The sequence below is a fragment of the Archangium gephyra genome (genome assembly GCF_049060025.1).
In the GTDB taxonomy this organism is placed as follows: Bacteria; Myxococcota; Myxococcia; order Myxococcales; family Myxococcaceae; genus Archangium; species Archangium gephyra_A.
In genome coordinates this window covers 3,776,463-3,800,317 of the sequence record NZ_JBMEQQ010000002.1, presented here as the reverse complement: position 1 = coordinate 3,800,317, position 23,855 = coordinate 3,776,463, and the positions used below count along the sequence as shown (strand labels likewise).

General features: G+C 70.8%; 20 protein-coding genes. 11 read left to right on the top strand and 9 right to left on the bottom strand.

Translation table 11 applies throughout. From position 1 onward, the window contains the following. The first annotated feature begins 125 nt into the window (after window positions 1–125). The 7 genes from ACN28I_RS16400 (at window position 126) to grxD (ending at window position 5,228) form a co-directional block, all read left to right on the top strand. Window positions 126–1,787, top strand: coding sequence for a peptide ABC transporter substrate-binding protein (locus ACN28I_RS16400; RefSeq protein WP_420942952.1), 1,662 nt, complete (start codon window positions 126–128; stop codon window positions 1,785–1,787). A 3-nt stretch (window positions 1,788–1,790) separates the two neighbouring features. Next, a complete protein-coding gene (locus ACN28I_RS16395; protein ID WP_420942951.1) occupies window positions 1,791–2,675 on the top strand; it encodes an ABC transporter permease subunit in 885 nt (294 codons plus the stop codon). After that, window positions 2,672–3,487: an ABC transporter permease subunit gene (locus ACN28I_RS16390; RefSeq protein WP_420942950.1), complete on the top strand. Its 816-nt coding sequence runs from the start codon at window positions 2,672–2,674 to the stop codon at window positions 3,485–3,487. The genes ACN28I_RS16395 and ACN28I_RS16390 overlap by 4 nt, the downstream gene beginning before the upstream one ends. Before the next feature lie 99 nt (window positions 3,488–3,586). Beyond that, window positions 3,587–4,042, top strand: a complete 456-nt coding sequence (locus ACN28I_RS16385) for a response regulator (RefSeq protein ID WP_420942949.1) — start codon at window positions 3,587–3,589, stop codon at window positions 4,040–4,042. 46 nt (window positions 4,043–4,088) lie between these two features. Continuing rightward, window positions 4,089–4,634 carry a YqgE/AlgH family protein gene (locus ACN28I_RS16380; RefSeq protein WP_420942948.1) on the top strand — a complete coding sequence of 182 codons (546 nt, stop codon included), beginning with the start codon at window positions 4,089–4,091 and terminating at the stop codon, window positions 4,632–4,634. Next, window positions 4,634–4,891, top strand: a complete 258-nt coding sequence (locus ACN28I_RS16375; protein ID WP_043405371.1) for a BolA family protein — start codon at window positions 4,634–4,636, stop codon at window positions 4,889–4,891. The genes ACN28I_RS16380 and ACN28I_RS16375 overlap by 1 nt, the downstream gene beginning before the upstream one ends. A 16-nt stretch (window positions 4,892–4,907) precedes the next feature. Continuing rightward, window positions 4,908–5,228 carry a Grx4 family monothiol glutaredoxin gene (grxD, locus tag ACN28I_RS16370; RefSeq protein ID WP_420948652.1) on the top strand — a complete coding sequence of 107 codons (321 nt, stop codon included), beginning with the start codon at window positions 4,908–4,910 and terminating at the stop codon, window positions 5,226–5,228. A gap of 18 nt (window positions 5,229–5,246) precedes the next feature. On the opposite strand, the gene ACN28I_RS16365 is transcribed toward grxD, so the two are convergent. Continuing rightward, window positions 5,247–6,119, bottom strand: a complete 873-nt coding sequence (locus tag ACN28I_RS16365; RefSeq protein ID WP_420942947.1) for a spermidine synthase — start codon at window positions 6,117–6,119, stop codon at window positions 5,247–5,249. Window positions 6,120–6,277: 158 nt separating this feature from the next. Between ACN28I_RS16365 and ACN28I_RS16360 the strand changes: the two genes are divergently transcribed. Both ACN28I_RS16360 and ACN28I_RS16355 read left to right on the top strand, forming a co-directional pair. Next, window positions 6,278–6,847 (top strand): hypothetical protein, encoded by a 570-nt coding sequence (locus ACN28I_RS16360; RefSeq protein WP_420942946.1) that lies wholly within the window; start codon window positions 6,278–6,280, stop codon window positions 6,845–6,847. 43 nt (window positions 6,848–6,890) lie between these two features. Continuing rightward, window positions 6,891–8,741 carry an ATP-binding protein gene (locus ACN28I_RS16355; protein ID WP_420942945.1) on the top strand — a complete coding sequence of 617 codons (1,851 nt, stop codon included), beginning with the start codon at window positions 6,891–6,893 and terminating at the stop codon, window positions 8,739–8,741. Window positions 8,742–8,747: 6 nt separating this feature from the next. On the opposite strand, the gene ACN28I_RS16350 is transcribed toward ACN28I_RS16355, so the two are convergent. Beyond that, a complete protein-coding gene (locus ACN28I_RS16350) occupies window positions 8,748–10,277 on the bottom strand; it encodes an aminopeptidase P family protein (protein ID WP_420942944.1) in 1,530 nt (509 codons plus the stop codon). A 155-nt stretch (window positions 10,278–10,432) separates the two neighbouring features. Here ACN28I_RS16350 and ACN28I_RS16345 point away from each other — a divergent pair, with 155 nt between their 5' ends. Further along, entirely contained in the window at window positions 10,433–14,173 is a 3,741-nt protein-coding gene (locus tag ACN28I_RS16345; RefSeq protein WP_420942943.1) for a serine/threonine-protein kinase PknK, read from the top strand. Here the strand turns inward: ACN28I_RS16345 and ACN28I_RS16340 are convergent. The 6 genes from ACN28I_RS16340 to ACN28I_RS16315 form a co-directional block, all read right to left on the bottom strand. Next, window positions 14,144–14,893 carry a 16S rRNA (uracil(1498)-N(3))-methyltransferase gene (locus tag ACN28I_RS16340; RefSeq protein WP_420942942.1) on the bottom strand — a complete coding sequence of 250 codons (750 nt, stop codon included), beginning with the start codon at window positions 14,891–14,893 and terminating at the stop codon, window positions 14,144–14,146. The two genes, ACN28I_RS16345 and ACN28I_RS16340, sit on opposite strands and share 30 nt — an antisense overlap. Continuing rightward, complete coding sequence (locus ACN28I_RS16335) at window positions 14,890–16,176, bottom strand: hypothetical protein (protein WP_420942941.1); 1,287 nt, start codon at window positions 16,174–16,176, stop codon at window positions 14,890–14,892. The genes ACN28I_RS16340 and ACN28I_RS16335 overlap by 4 nt, the downstream gene beginning before the upstream one ends. A 113-nt stretch (window positions 16,177–16,289) precedes the next feature. Then, window positions 16,290–17,516: a cytochrome P450 gene (locus tag ACN28I_RS16330; RefSeq protein WP_420942940.1), complete on the bottom strand. Its 1,227-nt coding sequence runs from the start codon at window positions 17,514–17,516 to the stop codon at window positions 16,290–16,292. Between the two features lie 116 nt (window positions 17,517–17,632). Then, on the bottom strand, window positions 17,633–18,781 hold the full coding sequence (locus ACN28I_RS16325) for an alpha/beta fold hydrolase (RefSeq protein WP_420942939.1): 1,149 nt from the start codon (window positions 18,779–18,781) through the stop codon (window positions 17,633–17,635). Between the two features lie 35 nt (window positions 18,782–18,816). Then, window positions 18,817–20,556 carry a GMC oxidoreductase gene (locus ACN28I_RS16320; RefSeq protein ID WP_420942938.1) on the bottom strand — a complete coding sequence of 580 codons (1,740 nt, stop codon included), beginning with the start codon at window positions 20,554–20,556 and terminating at the stop codon, window positions 18,817–18,819. Continuing rightward, entirely contained in the window at window positions 20,553–21,125 is a 573-nt protein-coding gene (locus ACN28I_RS16315; protein ID WP_420942937.1) for a hypothetical protein, read from the bottom strand. Before ACN28I_RS16315 ends, ACN28I_RS16320 begins: the two co-directional genes overlap by 4 nt. A gap of 226 nt (window positions 21,126–21,351) precedes the next feature. On the opposite strand from ACN28I_RS16315, the gene ACN28I_RS16310 reads away from it, so the two are divergent. Beyond that, window positions 21,352–22,347 (top strand): SDR family NAD(P)-dependent oxidoreductase, encoded by a 996-nt coding sequence (locus ACN28I_RS16310; RefSeq protein WP_420942936.1) that lies wholly within the window; start codon window positions 21,352–21,354, stop codon window positions 22,345–22,347. 12 nt (window positions 22,348–22,359) lie between these two features. On the opposite strand, the gene ACN28I_RS16305 is transcribed toward ACN28I_RS16310, so the two are convergent. Then, window positions 22,360–23,724 carry a hypothetical protein gene (locus ACN28I_RS16305; RefSeq protein ID WP_420942935.1) on the bottom strand — a complete coding sequence of 455 codons (1,365 nt, stop codon included), beginning with the start codon at window positions 23,722–23,724 and terminating at the stop codon, window positions 22,360–22,362. Between the last annotated feature and the right edge of the window lie 131 nt (window positions 23,725–23,855).

Below are 23,855 nucleotides of genomic sequence, written 5' to 3'. Positions count from 1 at the left end.
GGCACCCTCACCCCGTCCCTCTCCCGGGGGGCGAGGGGAGGGGGGCGCACTCCGCACCCCACGGGCCCCGGTGGGCGCGGTACAACCCCGCCCCAGTGGCTCCGCGCTCGTCCCGACTCGCCTTGATGCTCGTCCTGGTCCTCGTGGCCGGAGGCTGCGGCCGCTGCGGCTTCCAGCCCGACCCCGGCGTCAAGGTCGTCGTCCCCTCGATGCCCACCACGCTCGACTGGAGCTACTCCGACCCCCATAGCTGGGCCAACTACCCCGTCATGCTCGCCACCCAGCGCGGGCTCACCACGCTCGCTCCGGACCACTCCGTCCAGCCCGGGCTCGCCGAGCGCTGGGATCGTTCCCGCACCGCCACCGGCCAGGAGGTCTACACCTTCCACCTCCGCCAGGACGTGCGCTGGTCCGACGGCGTCACCCCCCTCACCGCCCAGGACTTCGTCACCGGCTGGCACCGTGCCCTCCAGGGCCGCGAGCGCGGGGAACTGGCCGACCTCGCCGGTGCCGACGCGGTGCTCGCCCTCCAGGAGCAGGGGGCTCCCCGCGAGCAGCTCGAGGCCGCCCTCTCACGCACCGGCGTCGAGGCGCTCGGCCCACACACCCTCCGCGTCACCCTGGCCCGGCCTCGCAGCTACTTCCTCGCGCGCCTCGCCAACGTCTACCTGTTCTTCCCCACGCCCTCCTCCTTCCTCGCCGGCAAGTCCGAGGAAGCGGTGCGCGACTACTTCGACCGGCCTCGCGAGGGCCACCCCCTGTCACTCGGCCCCTACCGCGTCGAGAGCTGGGACCGCGCGGGCGAGCGCGTGCGGCTCGTCCACAACCCGCACTCCGCCTTCCAGCCCCCGCTCGGCCCCGGCGAGCGTCCCGCGCCCGTGCTCACCCTCCTCAGGTCCGAGATCGGCCCCGCCCTCTACGAGCGCGGCCGGGTGGACTTCGTCTTCGTGGACAGCGCCGTGGCCCTCCAGGGCCGCGGGCCGGACGACCTCCAGCGCGAGCCGCTCCTCTCCACCTACTTCCTCGCCTTCAACACCGAGCGCCCGCCGCTCGACCGGCCCGAGGTGCGCCGCGCCCTCTCCCGCGCCATCGACCGTGAGGCCCTCATGACGGGCCTGCTGCCCGCCACGCGCCCCAGCCACGTCCTCCTCCCGCCCGAGCTGCCCGGGGCCGCCACCCCCGAGGAGGCCGCGCGCCTGCCCCAGTTCAACCCCGAGCGCGCCCGCGCGGAGCTCGCCGGAGTCCCCGGGATGGACCGGCCGCTGCGGCTCGTCTACCGCTCGGGAGACTCCTTCGTGCCCGAGGTGGCCATCGCCGAGCGCCTGGCCGCGCAGCTCGCCGCGGTGGGCGTGAAGGTGACGCTGGATGCGCGCTCGGACTTCTCCGCCGAGGTGGCCCGCCGCTCCGCCGAGGGCCCTCGCGCCTACGACCTGTACCTGCGCCGCCTGGGCGCGGACTACGCGCACCCCAACACCTTCTTCACCCTCTTCGAGCGCAACGGTCTCCACCAGACGGGCTGGGAGACCCAGAAGGGCGGCGAGCCCATGGACCGTTTCGAGCGGCTGCTCGACGAGGCGGATGCCGAGCCCGATGAGGCCCGCTCGCGCGCCCTCTACAGCCAGGCCCAGGCGGTGCTCCTCGACGAGGTGGCCGTCATCGCGCCGCTCTACCACCCGGACCGGTACTTCCGGACGCGCGCCTCCCTCCACGGCGTGGACGTGGACCCCTTCAACTTCCTCTCCCTGCGCGAGCTGCGCCTGGGCGGGACTCCCGTGGAGGTGCGCTGAGCCATGCCCCCCGCGCTCCTGCGTCTCGGCCGGCAACTGGTGCTCGTGCCCATCGTCGCCATCGCGTCCTACTTCCTCATGGCCGCGCTGCCCCTCACCACCGAGGACGACGCCAAGCGGCAGGTGGCCCCCGAGGTGCTCGCGTCCTACCGGAGGGACCTCGGCCTGGGGCAGCCGCTCGGCTTCCTCCGCCCGTGGGAGAAGCTCTTCCGCGGCGAGCGGCTGGGCACCAGCGCCCAGGGCATCACCGGGGATGAGCTGCTGTGGAAGCTCTCCGGCAGCGTGGGCGTGGGACTGGTGGCCCTGGTGCTCGCGCTCGGGTGGGCCCTGGCCTTCGCGTTGCTCCGTGCCCGCTGGCGGCGCGGCCGGCTCTCCGTGCTCGGCGATGCCCTGCCCGCCGTGGCCTTCGGCACGCCCGTCTTCATCCCCGCGCTGCTGCTCGCGCCCGCCGTGGTGGAGCGCGGCCACCTGCTGCCCGAGCTGAGCGCCGCGCTCGTCATCTCCGTCTGGCCCGGCATCTTCCTCGGCACCCTGGTGGCGGACGCGCTCGACACGGAGCTGGCCCGCGACTACGTGCGCACCGCCCTCGGCAAGGGACTGTCCCGCCGCGCCGTGTTGTGGCGCCACGTGCTGCCCAACGTGCTGCCCGCGCTGCTCGATGCCGTGGGCCCCGTGGCCACCGCGCTCCTCGCCGGCTCCTTCGCCGCCGAGCGCGTCTTCGGCCTGCCGTACTTCGGCCAGCTCTACGTCCTCGCCGTGCTGCAGAAGCAGGTGGCCGTCGTCGTGGTGTCCACCACCGTCTTCGCCTCGCTGCTCGTCCTCGTGGGCCTCTCGGTGGAGCTCGTGCGGCTCCTCGTGGACCCGCGTGCCCGGGAGGCCCGCGCATGAGCGCCCCTCGCATTCCCACGCGCGCCTGGGTGGGCCTCGTGCTGCTGGTGGGCCTGGGTCTCGCGAGCTGGCTCATGGGCCGCGTCTTCCCCGAGGCGCTCGCCCGCACCTGCCCCCTGGGCATGGACCCCACCCACCCGGATCGCACCGTGTGCGAGCTGGCCTTCGGCGGCCTCTGGGTCTCCCTGGCCATCGGCCTCACCGCCGGGGCCCTGTCCACCGTGCTGGGGCTCGGCGTGGCCATGAGCGCCCGGGCGGCGGGCGACGTGGTGGAGCACTGGATTCTGCGCGCGGTGGACGCCGTCTTCGCGCTGCCGGACGTGCTGGTGGTGATGGTGCTCCAGCTCGCCGGGCAGTCGATGCTGGACGCGGGCCACGCGGGCGGATTGGGCCCCTTCGGCCTCATGGTGGTGTCCCTGGCCCTGGTGGGCTGGGCGGGCCCGGCGCGCATGTTCCGCAACCGCCTGGCCACGCTGGAGGGCCAGGAATTCATCGCCGCCTCCCGGGCCCTCGGCGCCGGCCGCTGGCACCTGCTGCGCGTCCACCTCTGGCCCGCGCTGCGCCCCTTCGTGCTCGCCGTCTTCCTCAGCCGCCTGCCGACCGCCATCCTCACCGAGTCCACCGTCAGCTTCTTCGGCATCGCCCGGATGGAGCCCATGTCGCTCGGCCGCTACCTCGGCACCAGCTACGCGGCCCTCATCTACGAGGGCGGCGCCCGCGTGGTGCTGCCCGCCTGGGGCCTGCTGGTGTTGCTCGTGCTCGGCGCCTCGCTTTCCTCCCAGGCACTCGGGGCCGGGACGCGCCGCGCCTGAGGGGAGCGGCGGTTCGCCCCTTCAGCCGATGCGAGTGTGGAATTACTGGCAGTGCGGTGGACGTTGGTACCACACGAACCCCATTCCCAGAAGGTTGCCATGTCCATCGTCAACGAGGAGCTTCCGATCGCCACGGGTCACGCCCGCTCCAAGACCCGGGACGACGACAACCTGAAGCTGGAACCCGTCCGGGGCACCGTCCTCGTCGTCGAGGACGATCCGGCCCACCGCGAGCTGCTGGTGGAACTGCTCACGCAGTGGGGTTACGCACCGCTCCCTGTCGGCAGCGCCGAGGAGGCCGAGTTCGCCGTGCGCAACAAGCGCATGGACGCGGCCATCGTCGACGTCTTCCTGCCGGGCCGCAGCGGCACCAACCTCATGGCCCGCCTGCGCGAGAAGTTCCCCCAGGCCGTGCTCATCGGCGTGAGCGCGATGAGCGATGCGTCCATGGCCCGCAAGTGCAAGGGGCTGGGCGCGGATCTGTTCATCGGCAAGCCGCTGGCGCCCGAGAAGCTCGCCCAGGCGCTGCAGTCCCGGCACACCAGCTGGCACTGAGACGATTCGGTTGCACGGAGGGAGGGAAGCGCCGACACTTCCCTCTGTGCAGACCTTCGCTCCCGGCCTTCTGGTGGCCACGCCACAATTGACGGACTCGAACTTCCGCCGCTCGGTCATCCTCATGCTCGAGCACAGTGAGGGCGGGTCCATGGGCATCATCATCAACCGCGGCGCCTCGCTGACGCTGGGGGAGCTGGCCAAGAACCAGTCCCTCGAGATCGCCCCCGAGCGGGTGGACCAGCCCGTCTTCATGGGCGGCCCCGTGGAGAACCACCGCGGCTTCGTCCTCCACAACGTCGAGAGCGTGCAGGAGAAGCACGAGGTGGTGCCCGGCCTCTTCCTGAGCCTCACCCTGGACTCGCTCGGGCCCCTCTTGAAGGATCCGTCGGCCCACCTGCGCTTCTGCCTGGGCTATGCCGGTTGGGGCGCGCAGCAGCTCGAGAGTGAGATGTCCTCCGGCTCCTGGCTCTATGCCGAGGCCTCCGCCCGGCCCGTGCTCGAAGGGGATCCGGGCATGCTCTGGGAGAACTCGCTCAAGAGCATGGGCGTGGATCCCGCGATGCTCCTGAAGGGAAAGGGACTGAACTGATGCTTGATCCAAATGCCATCCGCGAGCGGATTGTCGGCGCGCTGCCCGGCTCGGAAGTGGACGTGCGCGACACCACGGGGACCGGAGACCACTTCGAGGCCCGCGTGGTGAGCCCCGCCTTCGCGGGCAAGTCCATGGTGGAGCAGCACCAACTCGTGTATGCGCCGCTGCAGGACTGGCTGAAGACCGGCGAGCTGCACGCGCTGGCCCTGAAGACCTACTCGCCCGAACAGTGGAAGAAGTTCGGCAATCGCTGACCGAGGTAACCGAATGATGACCCCCGAGTTGAAGGCCCGTTTCGACGAGGCCGTCCGCAACAACAAGATCGTCCTCTTCATGAAGGGCAACGCGATGTTCCCGCAGTGCGGCTTCTCCGCGCGCGCGCTGCAGATCCTCCAGCAGCACGGGCAGGTGCACACGGTGGACGTGCTCGCCGATCCCGAGGTGCGCCAGGGCATCAAGGAGTACAGCAACTGGCCCACGATTCCCCAGGTGTTCATCAACGGGAAGTTCGTGGGAGGCTCGGACATCCTCATGGAGCTGGAAGAGCGCGGCGAGCTGGCGGAGATGGTCGCTGGCAAGACGCCCGCCTGAGCGCGGCGGACCCCTGAATCACCTGGCACCGGGCGGATCCGTGAGGAGCCGCCCGGGCCGCGGACGCTCCGTGGCGTCCTCATATCCACGGGCCACCAGCGCACTCAGGTCGAAGGGCACGCCCCGTTCTCGCTCCAGCCGCTCGGCGCGGGCTTGAAGCGACTGGCGCGAGTGCGCCTTCGGGTGCGGCAGCCCCACCAGGATGCGGTTGGCACTCCCCGGCACATCGAAGGTGTAGAGCCGCGCGAAGCTCGCCTGGTAGGTGTGGACCATCGGGCCGAACAGGGGATTGGGCCGCTCCCACACATTGGCCACCACCGCACCGCCCGGGGCCAGACGCGCCCGCACCGCCCCGAGGAACTCGTGCGTCGTCAGGTGCTCGGGGATGGAGCTCGCGCTGTACGCGTCCAGGAAGAGGAGATCATACGCGGGGCCGGGCGACTCGATGAAGCGTCGCCCATCGCCCACGTGCACGCGGAGGGCAGGGTCCTCCTGGAAGCCGAAGTAGCGCCGCGCCACCTCCACTACGGCCGGATCCAGCTCCACCACGTCGATGTGCGCCTCGGGCCACACGGCGCGCAGGAACATGGGCATGGCACCCCCGCCCAGGCCCACCACGAGGATGCGCCGAGGCTCCGGCACGAAGGCCAGCCCCGCCATCGCCACCCGCGTGTAGGGCAGCTTCAGCTCCAACGGATGGCCTGGCCTCACCTGACTCTGTGTCGCGCCGCCCTGCTCGAACTGCAGGTAGCGCCAGCCCTGGTGATCCTCGCTGACGACGAGGTGGTTGTACGCGGAGTCCGCTTCGTACAGCACCGTGCGCGGGCTGATGACCGAGCAACCGAAGAGCACCAGGGCCACCAGGGCCAGTCTCGGGACGCCGCGTCGCATGGGGGACGCTAGTGCCGCGAGTGCGAGGAGGCCCGTGGGCCATGGCCGCCTGGGAGGAGGGGGTTCAGCGCGTAACGTTGGGAGCCCGCCCGCCTGCTGTGCGAGATGGGGAGCATCCCCCGCGAGCTCGAGGTGGACGCGGGGTAGAGTCTCGCGGCATGCGCGCCTTCTTCCTGCTCCTCACGGTGTGGGTGGGCCTTCCCGGCCTCGCACGAGCCCAGGCCGTGACGCCGTACCACCCCCGCATCGCGGGCGTGCCCATGTCCTGCATGTCCTCCCAGGGCATGCCGGTGGCCTTCGTGCCGAATACCTCGCTCGCCGACGTGGGGCTGTGGTTCTCCGGGTGGCCCGGTGTCCCCGCGCACGTCGAGTACAACCCCGGCCTGCTGGCGCGGCTGCCGCCTGGCGTGCAGCTCTTCTGGTTCGGCCATGCGTGCGCGCACGCGGTGAGCGGGGAGAGCGCCCGTGAGGAGAGCGCGGACTGCGGGGCCGTCCAACTCCTGAAGCGCGAGGGGCGCCTGTCGCGCGCGCAGGTGGGCGAAGCTCCAGTCCTACTTCCTGAACGCGCCGGCGGTGGTGCCGTGGGGCCATCGGCCGGGGCCCGCCCGCGCGCAGCGGCTGCTCGCCTGCTACGACCGCGCGCCCTCACCGCCTTCGAAACCCAAGGGCTGAGCCCGATGTCTTCTGGTGGATGTCGCGGCTTTCCCATGGGCCGCGCGTGCGCATGAGAGATGGAGGCGCTCCAACGCGTGCGATAGCCTTTGCCTCGACTTGGCCCCCTCCGAACCTCCCCCCTCCGGCGCCCGGCGCTCGGCCGTCTTCAGCCTGCGCACGCGGGTGGGCCTGCTGGTGTGCCTCTTCGCCGTGGTGGCCGTCACGAGCGTGGGGGCGGTGGCGGGGCGCCTGGCCGAGCGGGATGTGGATGCGCGCGTAGGCGAGGGGCTGGCCACCGTGGCGCAGTTGCTCGCCGAGCGCACGCAGGCGCAACTGGCCTCGCGCCTGGAGCAGGTGAGGATGCTCGCCGAGCTGGAGCGCCAGGGGCTGATGCCCGAGAGGCCCGAGGCGCGGCGGGCCGTGGTGGAGCAACTGCAGCGGGGCACTCCGGGCTTCGCCTGGGTAGGCTTCCTCGATGCCTCGGGCGTGGTGCGCTACAGCACCGGGGGCCTGCTCGAAGGGGCCAATAGCTCCGAGCGCCCTGCCTTCCGCGAGGGCAGCCGGGGCCTCTTCGTCGGTGACGCACACGAAGCGGTGCGGCTCGCCGGGCTGCTCGAGAGCCCGGAAGGTCCCCTGCGCCTGCTGGACCTGGCGGTGCCGGTCCACGCCCCGGACGGCACGCTGAAGGGCGTGATGGCGGCGCACCTCACCTGGGATTGGGGCCGCGCGCTCAAGCGGGCGCTGGCGGAGACGGCGGGGGCGGGGCTCGAGGTGCGGCTTTTGCGGCGTGACGGCTCGCTGCTGAGCGAGCCGCCCACGGGAGCGGAGACCTTCCGCCGGGCCGTCCTGCCCGCGCCGCTGGAGCCGCATGTCCAGCGGGGAGGCTGGGCCGAGGCGACGTGGGAGGATGGCCGGGCCTACCTCACGGGCATCGCCCCGCTGCGCGCCACTGGCACCACGCCCGCGCTGGGCTGGACGGTGATGGTGCTGCAGCCGTCCGAGGTGGCCTTCCAGCCGGCGGTGGCCGTGCGCGAGCGGCTGACCGGGCTGGGGTTGCTCGCGGGCCTGCTGCTGGCGGTGGTGGGCTGGGCGCTCGCCGGGCGCGTGGCGCGGCCCCTGACGGACATCGCGGCGGCGGCCGAGCGCCTGCGGGCGGGCGAGTACGACGTACGGCTGCCGCACGGAAAGCGGGGGGATGAGATCGGCGCGCTCTCCGCGTCGCTGGAGGCGCTGCTGCGCATGCTCGAGGCGCGCGAGGCGGAGCTGCGCCGGGCCCTGGCGGTGCGCGAGGACTTCCTCACCGTCGCGGCGCACGAGCTGCGCACGCCCCTCACCGCGCTCACGTTGCAGCTCACCTTCATGGGGCGGCAGGCGTCCGCGGCCGGGGTGAGCGGGTTGCTCGCCACGAGCCTGCAGCGCGCCACCCGGCAGGTGAAGCGCCTGGGGCAGCTCAGCGAGGCGGTGCTGGACACCTCGCGCATCGAGTCCGGCGAGCTGGAGCTGGAGCTGGAGCCGCTCGAGGTGGGGGACTTCACGCGCGAGCTGCTCGAGCGTGTGCGCGACCTGTCGCCCGGCGCGGACCTCCGCCTGGAGGCGTGTGCTCCCGCGGCGGGGTGCTTCGACCGCCGCCAGCTCGAGCAGCTCCTCACCCACCTGGTGCTCAACGCCATCAAGTACGGGAAGGGCAAGCCCGTCACGGTGCGCGTGGAGGCCACGGCCGGGGAGGCGCTGATCTCCGTGCGCGACGAGGGGATTGGGATGCGGCCCGAGGACGTGGAGCGCGTGTTCGGCCGCTTCGAGCGTGCCATCTCCACACGCCACTACGGGGGCTTCGGGCTGGGGCTGTTCATCGCGCAGGCGGCCGCCCGGGCCCATGGGGGCCACATCCGCGTGGAGAGCGAGCCGGGCCACGGCTCCTGCTTCACCGTGGCCCTGCCGCTGCGCGCGCCCGAGCCTCCGCGCGCGTAGCCGGGACTACTGCTTCTCGCTCCAGATCTGCTTCATCCAGTCCTCGACGTCCCGCGACTCGCGGGGGATGTCCTCGGACAGCACGCGGCAGCCCGTCTTCGTCACCAGCACATCGTCCTCGATGCGCACGCCGATGCCCCGGTACTTCGCCGGCACCGTCAGGTTGTCCTTCTGGAAGTACAGGCCCGGCTCCACCGTCAGCACCATGCCCGCCTTCAGCTTGCCGAACTTGTAGGCCTCCTGGCGCGCCTGCGCGCAGTCATGCACGTCCAGGCCCAGCATGTGGCTGACGTTGTGCAGCGAGTAGCGCTTGTAGAACTGGTGCTCCTCCTTGAGCGCCTCCTCCGGCGTCGACTTGAGGATGCCCAGCTCGTACAGGCCATGCGCCAGCACCCGCATGGCCACCCGGTTGGGCTCCATGAAGTCGTTGCCCGGCTTCACCGCGGCGATGGCCTGGTGCTGCGCCTCCAGCACCAGCTCGTAGATTTCGCGCTGCTCCTTGGAGAACTTGCCGGAGATGGGCAGCGTGCGCGTGATGTCCGCCGTGTAGAGGCTGTTGCCCTCCACGCCCGCGTCCAGCAGCAGCAGCTCGCCCTTCTTGAGGTCGCCGTCGTTGCGCATCCAGTGCAGCACGCACGCGTGGTGGCCGGCCGCGGCGATGGTGCCGTAGCCCACGTCGTTGCCCTCCACCCGCGCGCGCAGGCTGAAGACGCCCTCCACCTCGCGCTCGCTCCGGGCCGCCTTCAGCCGGCGGATGACGTCCTCGAAGCCCCGGTGCGTGGAGTCGATGGCCGTCTCCAGCTCGCGCACCTCCAGCTTGTCCTTGATGAGCCGCATCTCGGACAGGGCCGTGGCCAGTTGCTTGTCGCGCTCGGTGTGCTCGGCCACCGAGCCGTCCACCTTCGCCGAGTGGCCGCGCAGCACGCGCGTGGGGATGACGGCCGCGCCCCGCAGGCCCTCCAGGAAGCCCGGCAGCTCGGGCAGGCCGCGAGCCTCGTGCACGCCGAAGCGCGCCTGGCTCTCCTTCACGCCCAGCCGAGGGCCCACCCACAGCTCGCCCTTCACGCGATCCGTGAAGAAGGTGGAGTCGCTCCGGCCCGGGTTGGGCTCCACGAAGAGGATGTCCGTGTGGCCACCGCCCTCCTTCGGTTGGAGCACCAACACACAGTCGGGCTCCATGTTGCCCGTCAGGTAGTAGAAGTCGGTGCCCGGACGGAACCGGTAGTAGGTGTCGTTGGCGCGCACCTTCTCGTGGCCGGTGGGAATGACGAGCGTCTCGCCCGGGAAGAGCTTGGACAGCTCCCGGCGGCGGGCCTCGAAGACCTCGGCGTTCTTCATCTTCGGGACGGGCTTGCCGGCCTGGGGCTTCCACCCCTGCATCATGAAGTCGAGCAGCGCCTGGGGCGGCGTCGAGTCGTGGCTGGCGGGCTTCGCCTTCGATTCCGACTCCGGGGTGATGAGGGGCTGCTGCTCGGGCGCCTGCTCCTGCTCGGCGGCCGCGAGGGCCTGGGCTCTGGATGGGGTCTTCTTCGCCATGGGACGACTCTTCAACAACCCATCGCGCCCCTTCAAGCCCGATGCACCGCGTTGTGCGTGCAGTGTCCATCCGGAGTGGTGCTCGCTCCCCTGGTGAGTCATGCTATTCCTCGTCTCCCCGGCTTTCCGTGAGCTGTGGGACCCGCGGCCCCGTGATGAGCGACGAAGAGCAGACAGCGGTGATCGACAGCAGCCGTGGGCTTCTCTCCAACGGCTCGTTTGGCAACGGTTCGTTTGGCTCGCTGGACAACCGCACGCCCATCACCACCCCGGGTGTCCCCATCGCCGCGCGGCGCTCGCTCGAGCCGGGAATGTGGGTGACGGGCCGCTACCACATCCTCGAGCCGCTGGGCGAAGGCGGCATGGGCCGCATCTGGCTCGCCGAGGATGCGCAGGAGCAGCGCCGTGTGGCGCTCAAGGTGATGCAGGTTCCCGAGGGCCTGCCGCCCGGCAAGGTCGAGGAGCTCGTGCTGATGTTCCGCCACGAGTTCTTCGCGATGAAGCGGCTCCAGCACCCGGGAACGCTCAAGGTCTTCGACTGCGGGCTGACCGAGTCGGGCCACCGCTACATCACCATGGAGGCGGTGGACGGCCAGGATCTCAGCCGGCTGGCGCGTGAGCAGGTGCTCGACACCCGCGGCCTCTACCGCGTCCTCATCCAGATGGCGCAGGTGCTGGCCTTCATCCACTCGCGCCTCTACGTGCACTGCGACATCAAGGCCAGCAACGTGCGCATCACCAGCTCCGGCGCGGTGAAGCTGATGGACTTCGGGGTGATGCACCAGCTCGGCACCCCGGTCTCCGGCCGCCTCAAGGGCACGTTGGAGTACCTCGCCCCCGAGTGGCAGCGCGGCGCCAGCATCGACGGGCGCGCGGACCTCTACTCGCTGGGGGTGATGGCCTTCTTCCTGGCCACGCGCCAGCTCCCCTTCAAGCGCGACACCCCGGCGTCCCTGCTGGCGGATCACCTCTCCAAGCCCCCGCCGCGGCCTTCCAGCCTCGGCCCGGTGGATTCGCGGCTGGAGGAGATCATCCTCACCTTGCTGGCCAAGGATCCGCGCGAGCGTTTCCAGGACGCCTCCGAGTTGCTGGCGGCGCTGTGTCACGCCAGTGGGGAGCCGCTGCCCGAGGAGCCGCTGGCGGCGCGCGCCAGCTACCTGCACGTCCCGGAAGTGGTGGGGCGGCAGGCGGAGCTGGAGCTGTTGCTGCGGGCGCTCCAGAAGGCGGGCCAGGGCCAGTCGCGCGCGGTGCTGCTGGGGGCGCCCGCGGGCGTGGGCAAGTCGCGCCTGTTGCAGGAATTCGAGCTGCAGGCCCAGCTCGCCGAGATCCCCGTCGGAGTGGGGCAGTGCCGCGCGGAGGGACTGGCACCGCTGGCGCCCATCGGACAGGCGCTGCGGGTGCTGGTGCCGCGCACCCCGGCGGAGCTGCTGGAGCGGCTGGGGCCGTTGCTGGGCAAGCTGGTGCCGGCGCTCGCCACCGGAGCGGCGCCCACCTTCAAGGATCCGGGCGCCGAGAAGATGGCCGTCTTCGGGGCGCTCGCCGAGTGGCTGCAGACGCTGGGGCACCAGTGCTCCTTCGTGCTGTGCCTCGAGGATCTGCACTGGGCGGACACCGCGTCGCTGGAGGTGCTCAACGTCATCATCCGCTCGCTGCACCAGACGCGCGGCATGGTGGTGGCGGCCTTCCGCTCGAACGAGCTGAACCGCCTGAGCCTGGCCTTCGAGACGGTGGACCAGGGACTCACCTCGCGCCTGGAGCTCGCGCCGCTGACGGACGGACACCTGGAGGTGCTGGTGCGGCTGGTGCTGCCCGGCCTGGAGGTGCCCGCGGGCTTCGTGGCCCGGCTGCACGCCACCACGGGCGGCAATGCCTTCTTCGCCACCGAGTGCCTGCGCATGCTGGTGGAGGAGGGCGCCCTGAGGCGCGTGGGCGGGCGCTGGAGCGTGGTGGGGAACCTGGAGGAGCGTGCGCTGCCGGGCAGCATCCGGGAGGCGGTGCTGGCGCGGCTGGCCACCCTGCCCGAGGACCGGGTGGCGCTGCTGCGGCGGCTGGCCCCGGCGGGACGCAGCCTGGAGCTGCCCCTGGTGCGCGCCCTGTCGGACCTGCCCGAGGTGGAACTGTTCCAGGCGCTCGACGAGCTGGTGGAGCGGCAGTTCCTCCAGCGAGTGGGGGGCCGCTGTGTCTTCACCCATGACACCGTGCACGAGTCGCTCCAGGAGAGCACCCCGGAGACGGAGCGGAGGGCGCACCACGGGCGCATCGCGGAGACGCTCCAGCAACTGGGAGGCAACAGGCCGGGGGTGGCACGGGCGGTGGGCTACCACTTCACCCGCTCGAACGAGCCGCAGCGCGCCGTCGTTCCGCTGCTGCGCGCCGGACAGGCCTCCATCGAGGCCAAGGCCCTGCTGGATGCCACGCTGATACTGAAGGAGGCCGCGGCGCTGCTGGAGGCCGGGCCCCGCACGCCCGAGCGGGTGGAGCAGCTCATCCGCACCTGGGTGACGCTCATCGAGATCGGCTACGTGAGCGATCCGCCCACCTCGCTGCTCTACGCGGAGAAGCTCTTCGCCCACTGGGCGGCCACGATGGACCTGGGCGAGGGGCGGCGGGAGGCGTTGGCGCGGCTGGCGGAAGCCTGCGCGGCTCCGGAGACCGGACGTTCCGAGGCCCTGCGGCGTGTCATCCGGGAGATTCCCATCGAGGCGCGGATGGAGCCCTCGGAGGTCTTCTGGAAGCAGGCGGAGCTGCAGATATTGCAGAGCATCGCGCTGGCCATCATGGGGCGCACGGCGGAGTTCCACGCGCTGCTGGAGCGCGTGCAGGCCGAGCACCCGGTGGAGTCACCCTACCGCGCCGGGGCCCTCATCGCGCGGGGCGGGCTCAGCGCGCACACGGGCCGCTTCGCGGGCGTGGTGGAAGCGCAGCGCGCGGAGGTGAACCGGCTGCGCGCCCTGCGAGACGCGGTGGAGCAGCCGCCCCGGCGCCTGGCGTGGGCGCTCGGCATGGGCTGCTACTTCCTGAACATGAACCTGGCCCTGCGCGGGGAGCCGCTCGATGAGGTGGCCACGCAGGACGGGTTCGACGTGGCGGACACCTACGGCTTCACCGACATCCGCATCTACCACCTGCAGTCGCAGATCGTCCGGGCCTCCTTCATCGGCGATGCCTCGGCCTTCGTCCCGCCCTTCAGCGAGAAGCAGGAGCTCATCCGGCTCCTGGGCCACCCGCGCCTGCCGGAGCGCAACCTCGCCATCTACACGCCGCCCTACTACCTGGAGCGCGGCGAGCACGAGCTGGTGGCCGCGGTGGTGGCCCGGGGCGAGCAACTCTCCCAGGTGTTGCCCGGGGATCGCTGGCTGAAGCTGTACGTGCTGGTGTACTCGGCGTGCCGGGATGTCCTTTTCGAGGACGTGGCCGCCGCGCGCGAGTCCCTGCCGAAGGCGCTGGAAGCCGCACGGGCGGGGGATTTCCGGATGGAGACGCTGGTGCGCGTCTACCAGTCCCGCTTCGAGCTGGCTCAGGGCCGTCCGGAGGCCGCGCGCGAGGCCGCGGAGGCGGCGCTGCGGCGCTCCCTGGAGCCGGTGCTCGCCAATCCGTTCGATGAGATCCTCTCGCGCCGCGCACTGGCGTCCCTGGTGCCAGGGCAGGAGGGGGAGGGGCACTTGTGGCGCGCGCTCTCGCTGGCCGAGGCCACGGGCAACGTGTTGCAGGTGGGGCTGGTGAACCTGGCCCTGGCGGAGCGGTGGCTGGAAGAGGCGCCCGAGCAGGCGGAGGAGGCCCTCGACGCAGCGGAAGGGGCCCTCCTCACGGTAAGGGCCAGCGCGCTGCTGCCGCGCGTGGAGTGCCTCCGGACGGCAACGAAGCGCCTAGGCCGTGCGCGCGGTGTCCTCGCGTAGCAGGGCGAGCTGTCCGAGGAGGACGGGAACGGCCGTCTCCACCCGGAGGATGCGAGGGCCGAGCGAGAAGGGCCGGAAGCCGTGGGCCTCCAGCAGCTCCGCCTCGAAGGGTACCCAGCCTCCGTCGGGTCCCACGGCCATCACCACGCGCGGTGCCTCCTGCACACCGACCCGGTGCAGCGGCTGTTGCGCGGGAGGGTGGGGGAGGAGCCGGAGCGCCCCGGTGCCGAAGACGGCATCCAGCTCGTCCTCGACGAAGGGGCGGAAGCGCTCGCGGATGAGCACCTCGGGAAGCCGGGTGTCGCGGGCCTGTTCGAGCCCCTGGAGGAGGAGCTCCTCGACGAAGCCGGGGGCCAGCACCTTGGAGTCGAAGTAGCTCTTCTCCACGCGCGCGGCGTTGACGAGCACCACCCGGTCCACGCCGAGCTGGGCCACGGCGGGCAACACGCGCTTGAGAGCCTTGGGGCGGGGGATGGCGAGCAGCAGGTCCACCCCGGCCCTCGGAGGAGGCGGGTCGGAGAGGGCGACGCGCAGGCGCAGCAGGCCCGGGGTGTTCTCCAGCACCTCGCCGGTGCCCACGAGCCCACCGAGCCTGCCCACGCGCAGCGTCTCGCCGGGCTCGGCGCGGAGCACCTCGCGGGCGTGCTGGGCCCGGCGGCCCGTCATCTGGACGGTGCCGTCGGGGAGGAAGTCGGAGTCTTGAAGGAGGAGCAGGTTCACTTCCCGCCCATCACCTTGTCCTGCTGTTGTTGGAACTGCTCGACCTTCTTCACGGTCTCGCGGGCCTTGTCGAGGAGCTCATTGGGAGTGGGGATGCGCGCCTTCTCCAGGGGGGCCCCGGGGTTCCGGTTCGCGCCGGTCTCGGGCGAGGACGGGGACCCGGAAGCGGGTGGCTCGTCGGGTTCCGAGAGCATGGATCTCACCACCTGCTCCCGGGTGCGTTGGACCTCCTCGACCTGCTTCACGGTATCGCGGGCCTTGTCGAGGATCTCCGCGGGCGAGGCGATCCGGGCCTTCTCCAAGGTCTCCTTGGGATTCGGCTCCTTGCCGGCATCCACCGGGGACGAGGGCTCCGGCGTGGGCTCGGAAGCCCGCGGCTCCCCGAGGCGCAGGGAGCCGCTTACGGTGAGGACCTGGGCCTCCACCGGCCTGGCCCGGGCGCGGTACTTCTCGGGGATGCCGTCGAGCGAGCTCACGAAGTTGACCGTCTTCTGGTCATCCTCGTACTGGTACATGCTCGCGGCTCCGGCGAAGACATGCTTGTCCTCGGGCGCGGCCGGGAAGCCCTCACCGTCGAAGCCCAGGCTGAACGCCTGTCCGTCCACCGTGTCGAGCTCGACGGCCTTCCCGCCGGAGGCGTAGCGCGGAGGCGCTCCCGGGAAGCCGCCATGGCCCTTCACCCAGACGATGCGGAGGGAGGGCTCCCGCACCTCGATCGGCGTGCGGACGAGGGCCCCGGCCTTCGCGCCCCTCACGCGCACGCCATGCTCGTAGAGGGTGGCCACCTCCAGGTCCTGCCAGTTCGCCTTCGCCTGGAGGGCCGCGGGGAGCGGATCGACCACGAGCACCCGCGTGCCGTCCGGAGAGACGAACTTGAGCTGCTCCCGCGTCGCGATGCAGGTGTCCCACCGCCACATCACCTTCTTGTCATCCCACGGGGAGGACCACGTCGAGGTACTCGTGCACCGGGTGGCCTTGCCGTTGCGGAACGCGGTCTGCTGGACCTCGGCGTTCCCGTCGGAGGAGCGCGCCGACCACGTCTGCTCGGGAAGCTCGTCCGCCGGAGACGGCGGGGCCTCCGCGGGCTGGGTCGCGGAGGGCTGGGCCTCGGAGGCGGGGGCTTCGGAGGGCTGGGGCTCCGCGGCCGCTTCCGGAGGAGAGGGCTGTGCGCCAGGGTCCTTCCCGGCGCCAGGTGGCCGCTCGAGCCCACTCGCCGGCTCGGGCTGGGCGGGCTGCTGACAGCCGCTCAAGAGCAACGCCACCACCAGACTCCTCAATCGCATGCGGGCCCTCGCTGCTCCATGTCCGGAAGCGGGAGCCTACACGAGTCCCGGCGGCGCCCGGAAACCCATCTCCACGCGGGTTCCAGGGGCCTTCGAGTCCGCTCTGCGCCCGCCTACCACCGCACGCGCAGTGAGTCGAAGCCGCGGAAGGTGAGGTGGTGGCACTTGTGCTCCGGCAGGTGCCCCTCTTCCAGCCGCAGTCCGGGCATGCGGTCGAGCATCACCTCGAGGATGATCTCCAGCTCGCGGCGGGCCACGCCGGAACCCAGGCAGTGGTGGGCGCCGAAGCCGAAGCTCACATGCTTCTGGTGGACGTGGTCGCGGGTGATGTCGAAGCGCTCCGCATCGGGGAAGACCTCCGGGTCACGGTTGGCGGCGCCGAGCATGAGGAACACCATGTCTCCCTTGCGGATGGTGCGGCCACGCAGCTGGAAGGTCTCCTTGGCGATGCGCAAGATGCTGGGCACCGCCGGCCGGAAGCGAATCGACTCCTCCACCGCCGATGGGATGAGGCCGCGATCCTCCCTCAGCTTCTGGAACTGCTCGGGGTGCATGAGCAGCTCATGAAAGAGGTTGCTGATCTGGTCCGTGGTGGTGGTGTGCCCGGCGAAGAGCATGAGGATGGCGTTGGCGACCAACTCCTCGTCGCTCATCCCACCCGCCTGGATCATCCGGCTGAGCACGTCCCTGCCCGGAGCCTGCCGGCGCTCCGCGATGACGCGGGTCAGGTACTCGCTGAACTCCTCCACCGCCGTGTTGGCGCGGCGAGCCACCTCCAGCCTGTCCGAGTTGGCCGTGGGGGCGGAGAACTCGGCGATGGGCTTGGACCATCCGCAGAAGCGCTCGCGGTCCTCCGCGGGGATTCCGAGCAGCTCGGCGATGACGAGCTGCGGCAGCGGATAGGCGATTTCCCGCACCAGCTCCATCCGCCTCCAGTCCTGTACCCGGTCCACCAGCGAGTCCGCGATGCGGCGGATGATCGGCCGCCAGACATCGAGCGCCTGGGGCGAGAAGCTGGGGCTGACCTGCCGGCGCTGCCGGAGGTGCTCCATGCCATCCTTCTGGACCATCTGCCGGCGGAAGGTGTCCACGAACTTGCGGATGGCCTCCAGGTTGAGGCCCTGGAGCTGGGCCTCGAAGAAGCCCACCCGATCCGCGCTCAGGCGCGGGTCGCGGAAGCTGGCCACCACGTCGTCGTAACGGGTGAGGAACCAGGCATTCACCGCGTCCGACCAGTACACCGGCACGTTGTGCCGGAGGACCTGATAGAGCGGGGTGGGGTCGAGGAGATTCTCAGGACTGACAGGGTTGAGTTGGAGTTTCTGGGCCGCGCTCGACATGGCTTCCCTCCTCGGAGTGTCAGGGATTGATTGCCTGACATGAGTCACTCTGAGGCCAGTGCTGTTTGGGTGCTGTGAGCGGGCTCACTCCCGCGAGGTAAGCAATTTCACACGTCTCAATGCCTGCGTTCGCCCCGGTGCGCGTTCAGGTACCGCACGAAGCGTGGGAAGACGTCGCGCGCGCAGTCCTTGCCCAGGAAGACGTCCTGGTGCCCGTAGCCGGGGATGATCTCCAGTGAGTGCCGTCCCGGTGCGAGCGACTCCAGCCGCTGGTAGCAGACGATGTTCGAATCGGTGAAGACGTGGTTGCTCTCTCCGGTGACGAGCAGGACGGGTGTCTCGATCTCCTCAGCGAAGTCGAAGTAGTCGTCGGGCAGATGGTCGAGTCTCGGGTCGGAGGGGTCGTACTTCACGGCTCCGCCGGCGTTCACCATCTTCCGCAGGTGCCGGTAGTAGTGGACGCTGGTGGCGCCATGGAGATCCCCGCCGCGTTGGTGGGTGACGTCATGGAGGTTCTCGTGGTGGTAGGGCGCGGGCCAGCCGGTGCCCCACATCATGCTGAGCATGTGACAGGCCGGCACGTCGCACTCGGGGTGGAGCAGATCCACGGCCCGCCCGAGCAGGCCGCTCCGGGAGAGCAGGGGCTCGTGGCTGGCGTTCGGGTCGAGGTACGGCATGTCCAGCACGCGTTCGAGGAGGAAGGGCGCCACGGCGAGCTTCAGGCGCGACCACGTGGGGATTCGCGGGGTGAGCGCCGCGCTGCTGGCGATGACGCTGGTGATGTCCTCCACCACGCCGCCGAACAGGCTCATCATGAAGGTGACCGAGCCCAGGCAGTGCCCGATGACGTGCAACCGCTTGTCTCCGATCTCCTGGCGGATGCGGGCCACGGCCGCCGGGTAGTCGAACGCGGCGACGTCGTCCAACGTGTAGCGGTGCCGCAGCAGGTTGTACGGGTGCCGGTTGCTCATCCGGGAGTCGAGCGTCCACACGTCGGTGAACCCATGATCCAACAGGTACCGGACCAGGTTCTCGTGCTCCGGCATGATGAACATGTCGCTGGACGTGGTGAGGCCGTGGATGACGAGCACCACGTCCTCACATGGCTCCCGCTGGAAGCGCAGCATGCTCAGTCCCAGCTTGTCCTCGGTGGTGAGAGGGTAGATGCGGACGTCGGCGTCCGGCACTCCCTCCAAGGTGAAGCGCGGAACCACGCGCTCGTGCTCCAGCGCCCTCGTGTCCTTCGTCTTCGGTGAAACGTTCATGCGTGTCTTCCTTCGTGAGGGGGCGCCACCGGGGTTCAAGCCGCCTCGGCCCCGGTCTGCTCCTGGGGGCTCGGGCGGGCGGGGCGCCGGGCGAGGATCCGCTCGGCGAAGCGATCCGACAGGGCGGCGATGGTGAGCGCGGGGTTGGGACCGACGGGCCCGGGCATCACCGAGCCATCCGCCACGTACAGGCCGGGGTAGCCGAAGACCTCGCCGTGGGCGTCGACGACGCCCTCGTGCTTGTCGCGCCCCATCGCGCAGCCGCCGAGCGGATGCACGGTGACCATCTGGCCCAGGTACCCGAGCGGGTTGTGCACCAGTTCCCCTTCGAGCGCCGCGGCGACCTCCTGCATGGCGCCGCGCAGCCGCCGGAAGTACCCGGCCGAGCCGCCTCGCGGGCTCCAGTCCAGGTCCAGCGTTCCATGGCGCGTCAGCCGCAGCTTGCCATCGGGGATGTCCCGGCCCATGCCGAGCATGGCCATCGACGTGGCCGAGTCCATACAGGGACCGAGCGCCTCGGCGAGCTCCGCGCCGATGTCACTCCGGCGCTCGGTGCGCGTCCACTCCCGGGCCAGGCGCCCGACGAGCTTGAGCGAGCGCAGCATCACCGGCAGCGGGTTGCGCGACTCATAGAGCCAGTTGAGGAACTCGGGGTGGCCTGCGTCCTGGATGTAGAAGCCCCGGCCATTGCCGCCCTCGAGCGAGTCCCGGACGCGGATGGCACTGGTGATGACGGGGCCATTGCCGCCGTCGAGCACTCGGGGCCGTGCCGTGCCGGAGCCGCTCTCCTTGCTGCCCATGAGGAAGGCCAGCAGGTCGCCATTGCCCGAGAAGCGCATGCCGAGCTGCCGGCTGATGCGGGGGAACGAGTGCCGGTTGCGCAGCAGCAACTGATTGGTCCCGAAGGTGCCGGCCGCGAGGATGAGCCGGTCCGCGGTGATGAGGTGGCGGCGAGGCTCTCGCGGGAGCGGCTCGCCCTCGGTGACACCGCTGTAGTCCACGTATTCGACGGCGTAGCCGCCGCCCACGTCGGGGCGGAAGGCCTTCACCTCGCACCGGGTGCGGAGCTCGGCGCCGAGGCGCTTCGCGGCGGACAGGTACGTGAAGTCCAGCGAGTTCTTGCTGCCGTAGTTGCAGCCGAGGTTGCACTCGCCGCACATGCGGCAGGTGAGGCGCGTGCGGCCGTGCAGGTTCGGAGCGGACTCCTGGATGGGCTCGCCGGGGACGGGCCGCTGCCCCGGGTTGCCGAAGGTGACGCCCAGCTTGGGGAGGAACCACTCGTACCCGAGCCGCTCGGCGGCCTGCTTCATCGCCTGCGTCTTGGGGGTGGAGCGGTAGGGCTCGTGCTCGAAGGGGAAGCGCTGCGCCTTCATCATCGCCTCCACCTGGTCGTAGTGGACCTCCAGCTCCTGGCGGGTGACGGGCCAGTGCTCATAGCCGCCGGAGGCCCGGTCCTCGCGGACGAAGGTGTGCTCGTCCTTGCGGATGAGCACGTTGGCGTAGAGGAGCGAGCCGCCGCCCAGGCCGCTGGCCACCACGCCCCCCAGCCACCGGAAGGACCAGATGTTGAAGAGCCCGTGGAGGCCCCGGGCCGGGTCCCAGAAGCCGTGGCGGATTTCGCGGGGACTGCGCGGGAAGGATCCCGGCGGGTACACCTTGCCCCGCTCCAGCAGACAGACGCGCAGGCCCGCCTCGGCCAGCCGGTGACACATCACCGAGCCGCCGAAACCGGAGCCGACGATGATGGCGTCGAAGTGCTCGGGCCGAGGGCTCATGCGTAGAGCTCCCAGAGGTTGCCGAGGAAGAACTGGCCGAAGCGCACCAGCGCCTGGGGACCGCCCCGGGGCGAGCGCATGCTGGCCATGAGCGCGAGCAGCTCGCGCACGCCGACCGAGAGCACGCCCACGCTCACCAGCGGACCTCGCTCGTCGTGGCCCTCGTGGAGGGTGGTGTGCAGCCGGGTGGTGTCCGCCCAGAGGTCGGGCCCCGGATCATCCCGGAGGAACTTGGTGCCGGACAGGAACCAGGTGCGGCCCTCGTGCTCGAAGCGGGCGTCGTAGTGCATCAACCGCATGCGCGGGTCGTCCGAGGGCGAGAAGAGCTGGAAGCGGCCCTCGCGGATGGGGAGGCACTTGGAGAAGGGAGGGAAGGAGAGGTGTCCGCCCAACCAGGCCACGTGCTCGGGGTCCATGAGGAAGTCCTCCATGGAGTCGATGCGGATGGTGGCGTGCAGGGACAGCCGGGTGGTGCGGCCGTGACGCGCGGGGTACTCGCGGCCCTGCTTGCCCAGCGCCATGGGGCCGGACAGCGTCTCGTGGAAGAGCAGGTCAGGGGTGAAAGGCATGAGCGGGAGGGCTCCTCTTGGGGCTCGCGGTGGGTCGGGTCCTCTCTTGTTCAGAGTTGGGAAGTGGGGGCTGTGATGAGCGCGGGAAGGGGCCGGGGTGGACGCATGCGGGGGGAGGGCCGCATGCTGGGAGAGCAAGAGCAGGCCGAGGGGCTCGCGGAGCCGTCACAGAGCGCCAGGAGCCTGCTCGTCATGGGGCGTTGGACCCCGAGAGGGCAGGAAGACGATGAACGTGCTGGTCACGGGGGCCACGGGCCTCATTGGAAACGCCATTGCGCGGCGGCTGATGGTGCGGGGACACCAGGTGCGCGCGTTGGTGCGAGACCCGGAGCGGGCCGCGCGGCTGCTCCCGGAGGGCGTGGAATTGGTTCGAGGCGACGTGACGGCGCCGGACTCACTCCCGGCGGCCATGCGGGACGTGGAGTGGCTGTTCCACGCGGCGGGGATGCCCGAGCAGTGGCAGCCGGATGAGCGCATCTTCGACCGGGTGAACCGCCAGGGGACGGTGAACGTGCTCCGGGCCGCGCTCGCCGGGCGGGTGAATCGGGTGGTGTACACCTCGACGATGGATGTCTTCGCCGCGCCCGAAGGGGGCACGCTGGTGGAGACGAACCTGGACCCCGAGCCGAAGCCCACCGCCTACGAGCGCTCGAAGCAGGCCGCGGAGCGGGAGGCCGAGGTCCTCCGGCGCGAGGGGCTCGAGCTGGTCTACGTGAACCCGGGGGCGGTGTACGGGCCGTCCCCCGTGCACGTGGGGCTCAACTCGTTGTTCCTCCAGGTGCTCAACCGGAAGGTGCCGGCCCTGCCGCCCGGGGGGATGCCGGTGGCGTACGTGGACGGCGTGGCGGACGCGCACCTCGCGGCGGCCGAGCGCGGTGTCACGGGGGAACGCTACCTGGTGGCCGACACCCACGTGAGCAATGCGGGGCTTGCGCGGGAGATCCTCCGGGTGGAGGGCGCGGGAGCCCGGGTACCGCCCACCACGCCCGCGGCGGTGATGAAGGTGCTCGCCGCGGTGTCCGCGCCCCTGGCGAGGACGTTTGGCTTCACCCCGCTCATCGCGTCGGGGCAGTTGTCCTTCCTGCTGTGGAACGTGCGCGTGGACGCGAACAAGGCCCAGCGTGAGCTCGGCTTCAACCCCACGCCTCTCGCCGAGGGAGTGGAGAAGACGGTGGCCTTCCTGCGGGAGCAGGGGCTCGTCCAATCCAGACAGACACGGTAGGAATCGAGCGATTCAGGGCAGCTCGCCCGTGCCCGCGAAGGCTTGCATCCACGCGAGCTCGTTCCGGGCGCGGTGCTCGCAGGACTCCTCGCGCAGCCTGGCGATGGGCCAGCGGTCATAGGCCGCCTTCTTCACGGCGTCCTCCCAGTTGCCCAGTTGAATCCAGGCGGCGATGCACTCCTCGCGGGTGGGGACGTGCTGCATCAACTCGGAGCCGGACATCTGGAGCCGCAGCCCCATCTCCAATTCCAGACGGGAGGGTTGCGCGCGCAGGCGTGCGCCCACCTCATACAGCAGCCGTCCCAGCCACCGCAGCTCGTCCTCGGACAGGTGTGCCTTGCTGGCCCTGGCACGATCCAGGAGCCACGTGCCGTGGGAGGTGGCCTGGGCCAGCGAGGTCATCATCCAGGCATGGTGGGCGGGGCCGTACACGACGTCCATATGCCCTTGCATCTCCCGGAAGACCTCCTCGTTGGAGGGCTGCTTCCACTCGCGCAGCGCGACGAGCTTCTCGAGCGCCTCCAGCTCCCGCCGCTCGAAGGGCGCCGAGTACGAGGTGCCCGACAGGAAGGGGATGAGGGCGAGCTGGAGGGTGCGAGGAGCGGGCCCGGCGAGCTGCCCGAGCCGCTCCTCCACCGCCGCGAAGCAGGCCTGGCGCATGGGCGCCGCCTCTTCGAGGGAGAGCAGTTGCTCGCGCATCGCCATGAGCAGGGGAATCGACTGGCAGCCGAGAACCCGCTCGCGCATCCATGGCTCCTTTCCCGCCATCGTGCCTGGGGACACGATTCCCACCGGGAAGAGCCAGTCCTCGCCAGGATGCACCTGGGTGAGCATGGTTGAATTCATGCGATTCCACTCGATGGGGGCGGGGAGCACGGTGCTCTTGCGGAAGTCGGGCTGTCCAAGGGCCTTCCAGGCGTCGAAGAAGGCATGGCGCCAATCGGGCGAGCGGGGCAGGCGCTCGGTGAATTCCAATAACAGACGCGCCTCCGGGGTGTCGCGGAGGGCGGGGGCCGACAGATCTTCCCGCACCACCTTCCACGCGTCCTTTTGCATGTACCAGCAGGCCCTCACCAGCCGGGCTGGCGCGGAGGACGGAAAGGTGTCGAGGGCCAGTTTCGTGAAGGTGCTGGCGCTCGAGTCGCCCGCGAAGGAGTACCAGGCGGCTTCCTGGGCCAGCCGCGCGGCCTCGGCTTCTGGGTCCTCGATTTCCTCCGTGGGGCCCCCCTTCAAGACGCGCCCGCCCTCCACCTCCCACCCGTCCTCCGGCCCCAGTTCCTCCTCGTGCCTGCGCCGCTCGCGCTCGCCAAGCCACCGGACGGTGGTCCAGCCACCGCCTACCGTGGCGGGCACCAGTCCCAGGGCCCAGCGCAACACGCGGCGGCGAGGCCACCGGTGTGTTCCCGCTCCAGTTCCCTCTGGAGGCGTCCCGCTTTCTGGACTCTTTTGTCCGTCCCTGGTCGATGCGCTCATGGAGAAGCCCCATGTACCATGAGTCACCATGCCTC